Below are 13,954 nucleotides of genomic sequence, written 5' to 3' on the forward strand. Positions count from 1 at the left end.
CGGCGCGCCACGCCTCAACCCGGCCAGACGCGCTGCAGTGGATCAAACTCGCTGGTGGTCTGGTCCGCTGCCCGCCACCCCAATCCACACATCATTACCGGACTGGCGTCGATGCCATCCAGGCCCAGCAGGGCTTCGATATCCACTTCATTGATGGCAGCGGTGACGTAGGCCGCCAGCCCAAGTTCGGTGGCAGACAACATCCACTGCTGTGACAGGTGGCCTGCATCCAGCAGCACTGCCCGATAGGCCTTGGGATGGTTGCGATACTTCCAGAAGCTTCGCGGGAACCGCGCAACCTGGATGATGTGCAGTGGCGCAGCCGCGAACCAGTCCTGTCCAGCCAGCAGCGTCAGCACGCTGCCGCGAAGACCGGTGCCATCCACCGGCAGCGGCCGCAAGGTGTGTTCCAGCGCGTGATAGTGATAGACACCTGCGGCAAGGCCATCGACGTCCACGGCGATGACATAGGTTTCCAGCGGATGCAGGCCTCCACCGGAAGGAACATGCTTCTTCAGAAAGGCCATGTCTTCGCCGGGCTCCACCACGGCGTGCGCCTTCACCGTCCGCTTGAACACCTGGGCGAGCATGCGCAACGGCAATGATCGTGCGGTATCGAAGTTGCGGCAGGTCGCGCGCCTCGCAAGGAGCAGATCACGCGGCTCGTCTTCTGGCAGGGGCAGTGCCAGCGGCTCGGTGGCGGGGGGCATCACGGCTGGTGGTGGAGGACCGAATCTACGTCGCAGGTCCTGCGCCGTGACAAGTTTCTCTTCGCGCATCTGCTGCGCGCTGTCGATGCCGTTCCAGCGCCCCAGCCGATGGGCCAGCGCCGACAGCGGCCACCAGCTGGCATCGCGTACACGCTGGTCTCGCTGGCGGTGCCCAGCGTAGGCTGCGTCGTCACTGATCAGCAGACCACTGTGCAGCAACCGGTCGAGATCGGCTTCGCCAATGTTGCTGTGCGCCGCGTCGACCCAGGCGTCGGGCACGATACGGCCCAACAGCTCCACGTCGCCAGCCTCCACCCTGAGCGGCGCATCAAGGTGCGCGGCCAGCGCGTACCACTGCATCGTGGTGCCCACGCCGGCCTCTCCCTTGAGCAGCAGGTCAAGGTCCAGCGCCACTTCCGCACGGGGCTCGAACATCACGATGGAGCAACGTCTGATCTGCATGGAGGCATCGGTGTGGAGCGGGACGCGCAGGATGCCATGCATCACCCCAGGGCGCGCTGAGGCTAAACTTTCCCTGCAACAGGCCGAAACAAGAGAACCTTACCTGCAACGGCCAGCGCGATCACCATGAGTACTTCCGACAAGACCCTGCTTACGGCTGCACAAGCCGCCCAGGTACTGTCGCTGCTGCAGAGCGATGACGGCTTCCGCAGTGCCTTCGCCGCTTCTCCCAGCCTTGCGCTGCAGGGTCTGGGCATTGCTCCCAATGCCGATGGCTCGATGTGCGCTCCAGTGGACGCGCTGGCCAGCAAGGAAGCCTTTGCCGCTACTGCCGAGGCCCTGAACCAGCACCTGCAGTCCTGTGGCGCCTTCGTCCTGCCGCACTTCTTCGAAGCCGGCGCCGACAGCTGATGCTGCGCTGTCAGTCCGCGCCCAGCGGTGCGCGGCTGTCACGGACATTGAGCGCCTGCAGGATGTAATTGCCGGAATCCTCGGCATAGGCACGACCGCGATGCGCGGCCAGCCAGCGTGCTTCTGCAGCGGCCGCCGCCGAATCTCCCGAGGCATGCCTTGCATCGCGCAGCGCCACGTGCAACTGGTACAACTCCGTGCCGTCGGCCCACGGCAGCAGGCGCTCGACGGCCGCGACCGCCTGCCCGGCATGCAATTCGCGGGTGGCTTCGATGATGTCCAGCAACTGGCGCGAGCGTGGGTCGCTCCTGAGGTCGATCGCGCGACGCGCCAAGCGCAACTGGGGCGTCACGTCCACGCCTTCGCGCTGAGCCAGGCGAATCAGGCCCAGAACCATGAACTGCCGGGTGTGCAGATTGCCGCTGGGCCGCTGGCGCAGGTCGGCCAACGCCTCTCCAATCCGCTTGCGGCTCGCTGCGGGATCCGACCGCTCTCCTGCCATGCCGGCAATGCTGGCGCGCCAGGCCGACGCCAGCTGGCAAAGGGCCGGCTCATTGCACTGCGCCTGCAGTGATCGGGCAACCTCTTCGGCCTTGTCCAGCTCACCGAGATCGACCAGCACCGCTGCCTGCTGCATGCGGGCGCCGAAATCATCGGCCGACACGCCCGCCAGCTGGGCACGTGCAGCGCTCCAGTCTCCGAGTACGGCCATCGCCGTAGCCAGGTTGGCACTGGTTCTCCAGCCTCCGACATCACCGGCCATGCGGAAATCCGCAACCGCACCGTTGGTGTTGCCCGCAGCCAGCTTCAACCGTCCTGAGAAATCCAGCGTGTGGCTGCGGGCCCACGCCTGCGGAACCCGCGCCGGCTGCACCACGGTCACCGCTTCTGCGTAGCGCCCCATTCCGGACAACGCCAGCGCCCGATTGACATATCCACCGTGGTAGTCGGGATACAGGTCGGTCAACAGCTTCCAGCGTCGGGCGATGTCAGCCTCCGGCAGATCGCTGGCCTGCCCTGCCCATCCGTCCAGGTACAGTGCATCGCGCGGCGTCAGTCGCGCCCGCAATGCCTGCGCACGCGCATGGGCATCCAGTGCCATGCGACTTTCACCGCGCATCCAGTGGATGCGCATGATTGCCACATGGGCCATCGCAAAGTCCGGGTCGACCTTCACCGCCTGCGCGAGAAAGCCCAGCGCCTCATCGGTCTGGCGCCGGTCCAGCGCCCTGATGCCTGCGGCGTAAGCACGCAGCGCGTCCAGGCTGGACGTCGCCACCTGCGGCAGATTCACCGAATGTCGATCAATCTCCATACCGCCTTCGCCAAGACGCTCGCGCAGACGCCCCACCACTTCATCGGTGGATGCCAGAAGCGAGTCCAGGCCTTTGCCATCGACATGCACGGTGTAGACGGTGGCCGCGGTCGACGGATCGATCACATCGACCGCCACCCGCAGGCGGCCATGGACCTCCAGGACCGAAGGCGCCAGCACCGCGCGTGCACCATCACGCTGGGCCACCTCGCTGGCAACCCCCCGGTCCAGCCCGGCCCCAGGATTGATCAGCATGCGCTGCATGGTGTCGCGCACCTTCAGGTCACTCAGCACGTTCACATACCGCGACTGCTCCAGGCTGATGCGGAACGCCTGGTTGATCGACTCGCTCAGCAGAGGATCGCCAGTCAGGTTGCGCGGCTCCGCGATCACCACCCAGTCGCGTTCGGCAAAGGCGATGGCCGGTTGTGGACGAGTCAGCAACCACAAGCCCATTGCGCAGGCTGCCACCAGTGTTACCTGCGCCGCCATCGCCATCGGGCGACGCCAGAACGGGACATCCGGCCTGGCCTTGTCACTCGCACGCGGCCGTCGCAGCGCTGCCTTGCCGACCGCCGAGACGCCGATCACCTCCATCGGCTGCGCCACACCACGGAAGCGCCAGCGGCCGAATGACTTCCAGTACAACCGGTCGGCCGGCTCGCCAAGCTGGGAGGCTGCACGCCGGACCAGCGATTCGGCCGCTGCCGACAACAGCAGTTGGCCCGGTCGTGCCAGCTGCATGAGGCGCGCCGCCATCGGCTTCGCCAGACCTTCCACCTCTACGGCCTTGGACCCCAACGCAACGGACTCAGCGCTGTTGTTCCACAGAATCACCTCACCCACGTGCAACCCGGCCCGCGCCTGCAACCGGAGATCACGCGACTGCCCCAGCGGCTGCAGCCCACGCTGGTAATCCAGAGCGAACCCAAGCGCATCAATCGGGCGCTCGAACAGCATGAACAATCCATCGGAACGGTCGATCAACTGGCCGTTCCAGCGCTGCTGCAGCGCCAATACCAGCCGGTCGTGTTCCTGGAACAGTTCGGCGGCAGCGACATCGCCAATACGTTCAACCAGCAGCAGGGAGTCGCACAGATCCGTGAACAACAGCGCGCGCAGTTGCTGGTTGTGCGGCGTCGACGTTCCGTTGTCGCCATTCATCGCCTGACTCTCCCGATCAAGGTGTATCCGCTGCATCCACCCAGCGCAGGCAGTTGCCACCATCGCGCTTGGCCTGGTACAGCGCGCGGTCCGCGCTGGCATACCACTCGCTCCAGCCTGCCTCCGGCGCCAGCAGGCTGGCACCGATGCTGACCAGGCTGACGTGTGGCGTACCGTGGCTGCGCTCGAGCAGGCCATGCACCGCGCTGAGGATGAACTCGGCCGCGTGCTGCACGATCTCGTGGTTGCCACGGCGCAGGATCAGGCAGAACTCGTCGCCGCCGAGCCGGCAGGCCAGGTCCTGTTCACCAGCCATCGAGCGCAGGATGTTGCCCATGCTCTGCAGTACACGGTCACCGGCCTGGTGGCCATGGCGGTCGTTGATCTGCTTGAAGCGGTCGCAGTCGATCAGCAGCAGTGCCTGCGGCAACCCGTCGCCGTCGGCACGGCATTCCTGCAGGTACAGCGTAAGGCCGCGGCGGTTGTGCAGCCCGGTCAGCTCATCGGTGCGCACCAGCTCGCGGGTGTGGGTCAGCTGATGGGTGGTGATGTACAGGTTGTCCAGCGCGGTTTCCAGATCATGGTTGCGCCGGCGCAGCTGGCTGATCAGCGCCTGCTCGTTGGTCAGCACGCGCATGATCGTGCGGCGCAGGAAATAGGCGACCAGGCCAGGATCGGATTCGACCAGGCGATGGAAGTCGGCCGGGCCCAGCTCGAGCACTTCGCAGTCGGCCAGCGCACGGGCACTGGCGCTGCGCAGGTGGTCGCCGACCAGCAGGCCAAGCTCACCGAAGAACTCATGCTGGCCGAGGGTCTTGATCACCAGGTCTTCGCCGAAGTCCAGTTCGATCTGGCCTTCGAGGATCACGTACATCCGTTCGCCGCGATGGCCACGCTGGAACAACCACTGTCCGGCATGAAGCTTGCATGGACGGGCATATCTGGCGAACAATGCGACCTCGGCAGCGGACAGCAGCGCGTGCACGATCTCGGCCATCGCCACCCGGGCGATACCTGACGTCACATCACTGTTCTCGGCCGCACCCCTGCCGGTCATTCCCTGCACCCGCCGCCAGCGTCCCCTGGTGAGCCGCGGAGCATAGCACCGCTTTAAAGTGTGCGCCCTATCTCATTTTGAGCCTTCGGACGCACTTCTCTGATGTGAAGATGCGTGGTGACCCGTTCTGGGCATGCCTGTCCGCACAAAAGTCCTGCTGGATCAATCCGATGGCCATCTTCACGGGCTTTCGGCCAAGTTGCAGGTCCTGGGGGTGCGCCGGATTGACGCTGCCCGCGTTCACGGCTGTTCCATCGATACAACAACGCCGGCAGGTCCCCCGACCGGCCGGCGTTGTCTGGCCCTTCCCTGGCCACCCTGATCGCTCTGTGGCCCGGTAGTGCCGGCCGCTGGCCGGCAACCACGTGGACTCCGGGAACATCGACGGGTTGCCGGCCAGCGGCCGGCACTACCGCATCACGCCGCGCGTTCGCTGCGCCCGCCGTGGAACTGCTCTTCCTCGGTCGAGCCGGTCAGCGCAGTGGTCGACGACTGGCCCTGCTGGATCGCCTGGGTCACGGCATCGAAGTAGCCGGTACCGACCTCGCGCTGGTGCTTGACAGCAGTGAAGCCGCGCTCTGCCGCCTCGAACTCGGCTTCCTGCAACTCGACGAACGCGCTCATCTGGCGGCGCGCGTAGCCGTGGGCCAGATTGAACATGCCGTAGTTCAGCGCATGGAAGCCGGCCAGGGTGATGAACTGGAACTTGTAGCCGTAGCTGCCCAGCTCGCGCTGGAACTTGGCGATGGTGGCGTCGTCCAGGTTCTTCTTCCAGTTGAAGCTGGGCGAGCAGTTGTAGGCCAGCAGCTTGCCCGGGAACTTGGCATGGATCGCCTCGGCGAACTTGCGTGCGAACTCCAGGTCCGGCTTGCCGGTCTCGCACCACACCAGGTCGGCATAAGGCGCGTAGGCCAGGCCACGGCTGATCGCCTGGTCCAGGCCGTTGCGGGTCTTGTAGAAGCCTTCCACCGTGCGTTCGCCGGTGGCGAACGGCTTGTCATTGCCATCGATGTCGCTGGTCAGCAGATCCGCGGCTTCGGCATCGGTACGTGCCACCAGCAGGGTCGGCACGCCCAGCACGTCGGCGGCCAGCCGCGCGGCGTTGAGCTTCTCGATCGCCTCGCGGGTCGGCACCAGCACCTTGCCGCCCATGTGGCCGCACTTCTTCACCGAGGCCAGCTGGTCTTCGAAATGCACGCCGGCGGCACCGGCCTCGATCATCGCCTTCATCAGTTCGAACGCATTGAGCACGCCGCCGAAGCCGGCTTCGGCATCGGCCACGATCGGCTGCAGGAAGTCGATGTCGTCCTTGCCTTCGGCGTGGTGCAGCTGGTCGGCGCGCAGCAGCGTGTTGTTGATGCGCTTGACCACCGCCGGCACCGAATCGGCCGGGTACAGCGACTGGTCCGGGTACATCTGCCCAGCCAGGTTGGCGTCGGCCGCCACCTGCCAACCGGACAGGTAGATCGCCTTCAGGCCCGCCTTGACCTGCTGCATGGCCTGGTTGCCGGTCAATGCACCGAGCGCGTTGACGAACTCGCGCTCATGCAGCGACGCCCACAGCTTCTCTGCGCCCAGGCGGGCCAGCGAATGCTCGATGTGGACGGTGCCGCGCAGGCGCACCACGTCGGCGGCGCTGTAGTTGCGCTGGATGCCTTCCCAACGCGGGTTGGTATCCCAGTCGTGCTGGATCTGTTCGGCAGTGGGCAGCTTGCTCATGTCTTTCTCCAGTTCGGTTCGTGCGTGCAGCGGGGAGGGAAACGGCGGGAAACGCGGGCGGCGATCAGTCGATGCGCGCGTAGGCCGGCAGGGTCAGGAAATCGGTCAGTTCTTCGCTGCGGCTCAGTTCGCCGAGCAGGGTGATGGCCTCGCCGATGCGTGCACCACCGGGTAGCGCGGCGGTATCGCCCAGCCGTGCCGGCAGCTGCGAGAGGGTGGAATCCAGCAACGCCAGATCGATCGCAGTGCCATCGTCCAGCTGCTGGCCCGGCGTATGCAGCCACTGCCACAGCTGGCTGCGGCTGATCTCCGCGGTGGCCGCGTCCTCCATCAGGTGGTGGATCGGCACGCAGCCGTTGCCATCCAGCCACGCCGCCAGATAGCGCACGCAGACTTCCACGTTGCCTTCGAAGCCGGCGCGGGTGATGGTGCCGGGCGGCCGCGCGATCAGTTCGGCGCGGCCCACGCGCACATCCTGGCGCAGCACGCTGTGCTGGTTCGCACCGGGCATGTGTTCGTCGAAGATCGCCATCGCCACCGGAATCAGCGCCGGGTGCGCCACCCAGGTACCGTCGTGGCCGGCAGTGACCTCGCGCAGCTTGTCGGCGCGCACGCGGGCCATCGCCTGCTCGTTGGCGGCGGCATCGTTGTTGATCGGAATCTGCGCGGCCATGCCGCCCATCGCATGCGCACCGCGGCGGTGGCAGGTCTGGATCAGCAGCTCCGAATACGCCTTCAGGAACGGCTGGGTCATGGTCACCTGGCCGCGTTCGGGCAGCACGCGGTCGGCGTGGCGGCGGAAGGTCTTCAGGTACGAAAAGATGTAGTCCCAGCGCCCGCAGTTCAGGCCGACGATGCGGTCACGCAGCGCGTGCAGGATCTCGTCCATCTCGAACACCGCCGGCAGCGTTTCGATCAGTACCGTCACCTTGATCTGGCCGTGCGGCAGGCCGAGCATGCCCTCGATGTGCGACAGCGCGGTTTCCCACAGCGCTGCCTCTTCCATGCTCTGCAGCTTGGGCAGGTAGAAGTACGGGCCACGATCCTTCGCCTGCAGGGTGCGAGCGTTGTGGAAGGCGAACACCGCCGCGTCGAACAGGCCACCGGCGATGAACTGGCCATCGATGCGCACGTGCTTCTCGTCCAGGTGCCAACCGCGCGGGCGCACGATCAGCACCGCCTGCTCGTCGTAGGGGCGCAGGGCGTAGTGCTTTCCATTGGGCGCGGTGTATTCGAGATCGCCACGCACCGCGGCGGCCAGCGACTGCTGGCCGGCCAGCAGGTTGCGCCAGGTCGGCGAGGTCGAATCCTCGAAGTCGGCCATGAACACCTTGGCGCCGGAGTTCAGCGCATTGATGACCATCTTCGGGTCGGTCGGGCCGGTGATCTCGACGCGGCGGTCCTGCAGCGCGGTCGGCAGCGGCGCAACGCGCCAGTCGCCGCTGCGGATCGCGGTGGTGTCTTCGCGGAAGTCCGGCCGGCCGCCCTGGTCGAAGAATGCCTGGCGCTCGCGGCGTGCCTGCAGCCGTGCCTGCCGGCCCGGTTCCACCGCACGATGCAGCGACACCAGCAGGGCCAGCAGCGGCGCCGGCAGCAGGGTGTCCTGGCCCGCCACGCGGGTCGCCAGGGCGATGCCGGGGGTGGCCTTGCTGATGGGGGTGGGAACAGCGGAAGCGACGGCGGACATGGGGCGACTCCAGCGGTGGGGGAACGCCTCCACGGTGCCGCCGGGGCCGAGTATTTGGCAAAACAGTTTTTGCAATGTTCTACATAAATTGTGCTAATACTTGTGACGCAATGACCACACGCCCCCCGCCAAGTCCGCGTTTTTCCTACAAATCCGACCGGCTGAAGCCGTTGCGCGCGTTCTGCCAGACCGTGCGCCTGGGCTCGGTCTCACGGGCGGCTGAGGCACTTTTCGTCAGCCAGCCGGCCATCAGCCTGCAGCTGCAGGCGCTGGAACGGGAGCTGGGGGTGCCGTTGTTCGAGCGCAGCGGGCGCCGCCTGGTGCCCAGCCGCGAGGGCCAGCTGCTGTACGAAATGGCACAGCCGCTGGTGGAGAACCTGGACGGGCTGGAGGCGCGGTTCCGCGACAAGGTGCGCGGCCTGGACGCGGGCGAGCTGAACATCGCCGCCAACAGCTCGACCATCCTGTACCTGCTGCCGAAGATCGTCGAACGCTTCCGTCTGCATCATCCGGACGTGCGCCTGACCCTGCACAACGCGATCAGCGCCGATGGCACCGACCTGCTGCGCGAGGACGCCGCCGACCTGGCGATCGGTTCGATGACAGACGTGCCGGCCGACCTCAGCTACGCCCCGGCCTACCGCTTCGAGCAGGTGCTGATCGCGCCGCACGACCATCCGCTGGCCAGTGGCGGCGAGCTGGAACTGGCCGACATCGCGCGCTATCCGCTGGTGCTGCCGCCGAAGCGGCAGATCACCTACCGCCTGGTGGACCAGGTCTTCCAGCGCCACCGCATCGCCTACACCGTGGCGCTGGAGGTGGGCGGCTGGGAGGTGATCAAGCAGTACGTGGCGATGGGCATGGGTATTTCCATCGTGCCGGCGCTGTGCCTGAACGAGGCCGACCGCGAGCGGCTGGCGGCGCGGTCGATGAAGCGCTGGTTCCCGGAACGCAGTTACGGGGTGATCGTGCGCCGGGGCAAGGCGTTGTCGGCGCAGGCGCGGGCGTTCATCGAGCTGATCCAGCCGGAGTTGTTCAGCCCCCGCGATTACGACCAGAGCGGGCATTCGGAGCGGTGAGGGATGTTCGGCAGGGCTGCGCCCTGCACCTGCCAAAGCAACGGCAACGGCAACGTCAAAAGCGGGCATTCCGTAGATGGCGGGGCGGTGTGGGTGGGCAGGACACGCCGTAAACCCCTCCCTGGGGGCTCGATGGCGCCATCCATGGCGCCAACGGTCCTGCCCACCCACACCGCCCCGCCTCTGACAGATCCCCGCGATCTGTCGGGGTCGGATCCCGTTGCTGCGCAACGGGCTCTGACCACATTTCCGGCTGGCGATGAATAAACTGGCCCCATGTCCATCGAACTCCGCCATCTGCGTTACTTCCTTGCCGTTGCCGATACGCTGCACTTCGGACAGGCGGCGGAGCGGCTGGGTATGTCGCAGCCGCCGCTCAGCCAGCAGATCCGCCAGCTGGAAGATCTGATCGGTGCGCGCCTGTTCGTGCGCAGCCATCGTCGTGTGCAGCTGACGCCTGCCGGTGAGCTGCTGCAGGAACGTGCACGCGCCATCGTGCAGCAGGTGGAAACGGCGGTGGACGAGGTGCAGCGCGCGCAGCGCGGCGAGCAGGGTGAGCTGCGTATCGGGCTGACCCGCGCCACGCCGCTGTCGCCGCAGATTCCGCGTTCGATCCTGCGCTACCGCCAGCAGTACCCGCAGGTGCGGCTGCAGCTGAGCGAGATGAACACCCTGCAGCAGATCGATGCGCTGCTCGATGGCAGCCTGGACGTGGGCATCATCCGCAAGCGCGCGTTGCCGCCGGAACTGGTGGCGCACAGCCTGTTCGTCGATCCGTTGGCGTTGATCGTGCATGCCGATCACCCTGCCCTGCGCAGACTGTCGAAACAGGGCACGCTGTCGCTGCGCGACTTCGCGCAGGAGCCGTTCGTAGCATTCCGGCGCAGTGCCGGTGCGGGCATCCATGACCACATGATCGCGTTGTGTGCGGCGGCGGGCTTCACCCCGCGTATCGTGCAGGAGGCCGGTGAGGCGTCAACGCTGATCAGTCTGGCCGCTGCTGGCCTGGGTGCGGCGATCCTGCCGTCGTCCTGCGATCACATCCGGGTGGAAGGCGCACGCTTCGTGGCGCTGGCCGATGCCGGTGCGCATTCGGAGGTGCAGCTGGCGTGGCACCGCGAGGGTGTGACGCCGCTGATCCGCAACTTCGCCGGGCTGTTGCGTGAGGCGTTCGCGGAAGGGTGAGGTGCAACCCACCCGGTAGCGGCCAACCTTGGTTGGCCCACGGCCACAGCGCCGACCAAGGTCGGCATCTACCAGAGCAGGTTCACGCCGTCACCGGCTGCGGGGCGTGCTGCTGCAGCGCCCAGACAATGCCACCGCCGATCAGGGTCAGCACGGCGGCGAACAGGCACACACCCAGCCAGTCCCACGCCGCATAGGCCAGGCCGCCCACACCACCGAGCACGCTTGAACCCAGGTAGTAGGCGAACAGGTACAGCGCCGAGGCTTCGGCGCGCATCGCACCGGCGCGGCTGCCGACCCAGCTGCTGGCCACCGAGTGACCGCCGAAGAAGCCGAAGGTCACCAGTGCGATACCCAGCGCCATCGTGCTCAGCCACGGCAGTGCCAGCAACGCGATGCCGGCGCCGATCAACGCGAACGAGATCGACAGGATGCGACCGCGCCCGTAGCGCGTGGCCTGCTGGCCCATCCATGCCGAACTGAAGGTGCCCACCAGGTACACGCTGAAGATCAGGCCGACCACGGTCTGGCTGAGGCGGTACGGCGGTGCCAGCAGGTGGTAACCCAGGTAGTTGTAGAGAGTGACGAACACGCCCATCAGCACGAAGGACGTGGCGAACAGCCACGGCAGGCCCGGGTCGGCGAACAGCGTGCGCCAGCGTGATGGCAACTGGCGCAGGCCGCCGCGACGCGCCTGGAAATGCCGCGACGGCGGCAGCTGCAGCCACAGCAGGACGGTACTGGCCACGGCAATGATCGAGACGACGCCGATGCCCCACCGCCAGCCCCAGTGGTCGGCGATGATGCCGGCCAGCAGGCGCCCGCTCATGCCACCGATGGCGTTGCCGCCGATGTACAGGCCCATCGCCAGGCCCAGCGCGCGGCTGTCCATTTCCTCGACAAGGTAGGTCATCGCCACCGCAGGCACGCCGCTCAGCGCCAGGCCGAGCAGCGTGCGCAGCACCAGCAGCGTGGTCCAGTCATCCACCAGCGCCGTGCATAGCGACAGCGTGGCCGAGGCCAGCAGCGCGGCGATCATCATCGGGCGACGGCCAACCGCGTCGGAGATCAGGCCAGCCAGCAACATCGCCACCGCCAGCGTGCCGGTGGTCAACGACAGCGACATCGCGCTGCCGGCGGCGGACACGCCGAAGTGACGGCTGAACTCCGGCAGCAGCGGCTGCACGGTGTACAGCAGGCCGAAGGTGGAAAAGCCGGCCAGGAACAGCGCCAGCGCGGTGCGGCGGAAGGCCGGCGTGCCCTGCTGGATGCGGGTCTCGGCGATGGGATCGACAGTGGGGGGGCGGCGTTCGAGGGCCGCCGCGGTTTCGCCAGTCATGGGATCGATGGGCCGGTGGGGGCGGCCGGGCGTGGGAGGGAACGGGCCTCAGACTAGGCCCGTCCATCCAGTCGATCCATAACCTGATAGGTCAGGATTGATATGCAGGAAGTATCAATTCAGCTTACAGGCGCTGCCACTCGAAACCGTCGCCACGACGGTAGTACACCGCCACGGCGCGGCCGTAGAGCTTGTCGGCGTCGACGAAGCCGAAGAAACGACCGTCGAAGCTGTTGCCGCGGTGGTCACCCAGCACCAGCACCTTGCCGGCCGGCACCACCAGGTCGGCGATGTCCGGACCGCCGCCCATGTCCAGGTCGAGGCGGGCACGGCGCTCGCCGAAGGCTTCCACGTCCTGCAGGTCGGCGATCTGCAGCGGCTGGCCGTTGATGCTCAGATGGCCCTCGCGCATCTGCACATGGTCACCGGCCACCGCCGCCACGCGCTTGATCAGGCGGGTGCCGTCGGCCGGTGAATCGAACACCGCCACTTCACCGCGCTGCGGAACGCCGGTGGACATCAGTTCCTTGCCGGTGAACGGCAGCCGCAGGCCATAGGCGCGCATGTCCACCACCACCCGGTCGCCGGGCTGCAGGGTCGGCTGCATCGAGCCGCTGGGCACCACGTAGTGGTTGGCGAGGGTATCGCGGGCGGCGGCGAGCAGGCCGAGCATCACCAGCAGCGGCAATGCTTCCTTCTTCAGCCAGGCCAGCGCGCGTTCGGAAAAGGGAGGGCGGGCAACAGCATCCATGACAGGCTCCGGGTAGGTGATAGCGGTATCAGACCACACGCAGGCGCCGCAGGTTCCCGGTAGCGCCGGACACGGGTTACGCAGGTTTTACGCCCCGGCCCGGCAGCGGGCATCGCACCTTTACGGGCAGCACGCGCATCGTGTGCCCACCGCGCCACAGGGCGCATTCCGCAAGGTGTTGTATGACCCTCCTGGTGATCCGCCACGCGTCTCCGTCGGCGCCGCGCCCGCAGCTGCCGGCGCAGCTGAGCGGCCATCGCGTGCTGTGCAGCGACTGCGCCAGCCTGTCCGAAGTGCGCCAGTGCCTGTGCCAGCCGCAGGCGCGCTCGGCCGACTGGGTACTGCTGGATGTCGGCGCCGCCGACGAGGCGCAATGGCAGGCCGAAGGTGACGCGCTGCAGGCGGCGCTGGAACGGCTGCCGGCGCAGTACATCGAGCTGCAGGCCCCCAGCGAACCCGGCCTGGATTCGCGCCTGCGCCTGCAGCATGGTCCTGCCGCGGTAGTGGTCGACCAGCGCAGCCAGCAGGCCGGTTACCCGTTGTCGCTGGCCATTGTCGGCCGCCGCCTGGCACAGGAGGGCTGAGCCATGTCGATCTTCATCATCCGTGGCCCGGAAGCAGCCGGTGCATTGATCCGCACGGCGATGCCGCTGCCGGCGCCGGTACTGAAATCGCTGGTGCACCGCGCGATCGACGCCGGTACCAGTGTGGCGATCCGTGCCTGCGGTTCGGAACAGGAACTGCTGGACGCGCTGCGCGTGGCCGACCACAGCCGCGGCGAGGTGACCCTGCTTGACCCAGGTGCGTGTGCCAACAGCCTGCGCCTGCAGCGCCTGCTGCCGTACCTGCACAACGCCTATGTGGAAGTGCATGACGACGGCGCAGTGGCCGAGCCGTGCCTGCCGGCCGGCGTCGGCCAGCGCCTGGGTATCGCCGCCGGCTACGGTGCACAGAGCTATGTGCTGGCGCTGGACATCGCGCTGGATCACCTGGGCCTGGCTGAGCAGGCGAACCGGGTGCACGTGGGCACGTAACGCTGTTTGTAGCGTCGAGCCATGCTCGACTGGCTTTTCCG

12 protein-coding genes are annotated in these 13,954 nt (G+C 67.0%); 5 read left to right on the forward strand and 7 right to left on the reverse strand.

From position 1 onward, the window contains the following. Nucleotides 1–14: 14 nt before the first annotated feature. Nucleotides 15–1,172, reverse strand: coding sequence for a putative peptide maturation dehydrogenase (locus VPH47_RS20155; RefSeq protein WP_368851669.1), 1,158 nt, complete (start codon nt 1,170–1,172; stop codon nt 15–17). 126 nt (nt 1,173–1,298) lie between these two features. Between VPH47_RS20155 and VPH47_RS20160 the strand changes: the two genes are divergently transcribed. Further along, the gene (locus VPH47_RS20160; protein ID WP_110710739.1) at nt 1,299–1,583 is read left to right on the forward strand and encodes an NHLP-related RiPP peptide; all 285 of its coding nucleotides are present in this window, start codon (nt 1,299–1,301) and stop codon (nt 1,581–1,583) included. A 10-nt stretch (nt 1,584–1,593) separates the two neighbouring features. Here the strand turns inward: VPH47_RS20160 and VPH47_RS20165 are convergent, their stop codons facing one another. The 4 genes from VPH47_RS20165 to aceB all read right to left on the reverse strand — a co-directional run bounded on the left by VPH47_RS20165 (nt 1,594) and on the right by aceB (nt 8,525). Then, nucleotides 1,594–4,062 carry a putative peptide modification system cyclase gene (locus VPH47_RS20165; protein ID WP_368851670.1) on the reverse strand — a complete coding sequence of 823 codons (2,469 nt, stop codon included), beginning with the start codon at nt 4,060–4,062 and terminating at the stop codon, nt 1,594–1,596. 16 nt (nt 4,063–4,078) lie between these two features. Then, on the reverse strand, nt 4,079–5,119 hold the full coding sequence (locus VPH47_RS20170; protein WP_110710737.1) for a diguanylate cyclase: 1,041 nt from the start codon (nt 5,117–5,119) through the stop codon (nt 4,079–4,081). Nucleotides 5,120–5,536: 417 nt separating this feature from the next. After that, complete coding sequence (gene aceA / locus VPH47_RS20175) at nt 5,537–6,838, reverse strand: isocitrate lyase (protein WP_004153647.1); 1,302 nt, start codon at nt 6,836–6,838, stop codon at nt 5,537–5,539. Nucleotides 6,839–6,902: 64 nt separating this feature from the next. Next, nucleotides 6,903–8,525, reverse strand: a complete 1,623-nt coding sequence (aceB, locus tag VPH47_RS20180; protein ID WP_368851671.1) for a malate synthase A — start codon at nt 8,523–8,525, stop codon at nt 6,903–6,905. A 110-nt stretch (nt 8,526–8,635) separates the two neighbouring features. Here aceB and VPH47_RS20185 point away from each other — a divergent pair, with 110 nt between their 5' ends. Together VPH47_RS20185 and VPH47_RS20190 are read left to right on the forward strand one after the other, a co-directional pair. After that, a complete protein-coding gene (locus VPH47_RS20185; protein WP_012509737.1) occupies nt 8,636–9,604 on the forward strand; it encodes a LysR family transcriptional regulator in 969 nt (322 codons plus the stop codon). Between the two features lie 276 nt (nt 9,605–9,880). Next, nucleotides 9,881–10,789 carry a LysR family transcriptional regulator gene (locus VPH47_RS20190; RefSeq protein ID WP_032956221.1) on the forward strand — a complete coding sequence of 303 codons (909 nt, stop codon included), beginning with the start codon at nt 9,881–9,883 and terminating at the stop codon, nt 10,787–10,789. Between the two features lie 82 nt (nt 10,790–10,871). On the opposite strand, the gene VPH47_RS20195 is transcribed toward VPH47_RS20190, so the two are convergent. Both VPH47_RS20195 and lepB read right to left on the reverse strand, forming a co-directional pair. Next, on the reverse strand, nt 10,872–12,128 hold the full coding sequence (locus VPH47_RS20195; RefSeq protein ID WP_368851672.1) for an MFS transporter: 1,257 nt from the start codon (nt 12,126–12,128) through the stop codon (nt 10,872–10,874). Nucleotides 12,129–12,252: 124 nt separating this feature from the next. Continuing rightward, the gene (gene lepB, locus VPH47_RS20200; protein ID WP_014035578.1) at nt 12,253–12,879 is read right to left on the reverse strand and encodes a signal peptidase I; all 627 of its coding nucleotides are present in this window, start codon (nt 12,877–12,879) and stop codon (nt 12,253–12,255) included. Nucleotides 12,880–13,061: 182 nt separating this feature from the next. On the opposite strand from lepB, the gene VPH47_RS20205 reads away from it, so the two are divergent. Next, on the forward strand, nt 13,062–13,463 hold the full coding sequence (locus VPH47_RS20205) for a hypothetical protein (RefSeq protein WP_180854561.1): 402 nt from the start codon (nt 13,062–13,064) through the stop codon (nt 13,461–13,463). 3 nt (nt 13,464–13,466) lie between these two features. After that, nucleotides 13,467–13,913, forward strand: coding sequence for a 3-dehydroquinate dehydratase (locus VPH47_RS20210; protein WP_004153636.1), 447 nt, complete (start codon nt 13,467–13,469; stop codon nt 13,911–13,913). Nucleotides 13,914–13,954: the final 41 nt, after the last annotated feature.

Source organism: Stenotrophomonas sp. WED208 (assembly GCF_040984485.1).
In the GTDB taxonomy this organism is placed as follows: Bacteria; Pseudomonadota; Gammaproteobacteria; order Xanthomonadales; family Xanthomonadaceae; genus Stenotrophomonas; species Stenotrophomonas riyadhensis.

Bases quoted from the DNA above. Each gene is read 5' to 3' on its own strand.
- VPH47_RS20155 (WP_368851669.1), bottom strand. From the start codon at position 1,172: ATGCAGATCAGACGTTGCTCCATCGTGATGTTCGAGCCCCGTGCGGAA.
- VPH47_RS20160 (WP_110710739.1), top strand. From the start codon at position 1,299: ATGAGTACTTCCGACAAGACCCTGCTTACGGCTGCACAAGCCGCCCAG.
- VPH47_RS20165 (WP_368851670.1), bottom strand. From the start codon at position 4,062: ATGAATGGCGACAACGGAACGTCGACGCCGCACAACCAGCAACTGCGC.
- VPH47_RS20170 (WP_110710737.1), bottom strand. From the start codon at position 5,119: ATGACCGGCAGGGGTGCGGCCGAGAACAGTGATGTGACGTCAGGTATC.
- aceA (WP_004153647.1), bottom strand. From the start codon at position 6,838: ATGAGCAAGCTGCCCACTGCCGAACAGATCCAGCACGACTGGGATACC.
- aceB (WP_368851671.1), bottom strand. From the start codon at position 8,525: ATGTCCGCCGTCGCTTCCGCTGTTCCCACCCCCATCAGCAAGGCCACC.
- VPH47_RS20185 (WP_012509737.1), top strand. From the start codon at position 8,636: ATGACCACACGCCCCCCGCCAAGTCCGCGTTTTTCCTACAAATCCGAC.
- VPH47_RS20190 (WP_032956221.1), top strand. From the start codon at position 9,881: ATGTCCATCGAACTCCGCCATCTGCGTTACTTCCTTGCCGTTGCCGAT.
- VPH47_RS20195 (WP_368851672.1), bottom strand. From the start codon at position 12,128: ATGACTGGCGAAACCGCGGCGGCCCTCGAACGCCGCCCCCCCACTGTC.
- lepB (WP_014035578.1), bottom strand. From the start codon at position 12,879: ATGGATGCTGTTGCCCGCCCTCCCTTTTCCGAACGCGCGCTGGCCTGG.
- VPH47_RS20205 (WP_180854561.1), top strand. From the start codon at position 13,062: ATGACCCTCCTGGTGATCCGCCACGCGTCTCCGTCGGCGCCGCGCCCG.
- VPH47_RS20210 (WP_004153636.1), top strand. From the start codon at position 13,467: ATGTCGATCTTCATCATCCGTGGCCCGGAAGCAGCCGGTGCATTGATC.